Here is a 345-nt window from a genome sequence, read left to right on the forward strand (position 1 = left end):
CCATGAACTTCGCCAGCTACAAAGACCGCAAAGCCGTCGCGGCCGCCCTCAAGGCGATCTACACGGCGGTGGATGCCGATGCTGCAGAACTGGCTCTGGCTGAGTTCGAGGAAAGCAATCTGGCAAGACGGTATCCGGCGATCGCACCGAGTTGGCGGCGTGCTTGGAACGAGGTAATCCCGTTCCTCGACTACCCACCTGAGGTCCGCAGGCTGATTTACACCACGAACGCCATTGAGGCGCTGAACTCGAAGATCCGGCGCGCCGTCCGCACCCGGGGCCATTTCCCAAGCGACGACGCGGCGGCGAAATTGATCTATCTCGCGCTCAATGCTACATCGTCCG

1 protein-coding gene is annotated in these 345 nt (G+C 61.2%); it reads left to right on the forward strand.

Features of this window, described 5'->3' with window-relative positions:
- Window positions 1–345: transposase (locus tag C6W91_RS21345; protein WP_370571634.1), on the forward strand; the 345-nt coding region annotated here is incomplete at both ends.

Source organism: Phaeobacter sp. SYSU ZJ3003 (genome assembly GCF_041300735.1).
GTDB lineage: Bacteria > Pseudomonadota > Alphaproteobacteria > Rhodobacterales > Rhodobacteraceae > Phycobacter > Phycobacter gallaeciensis_A.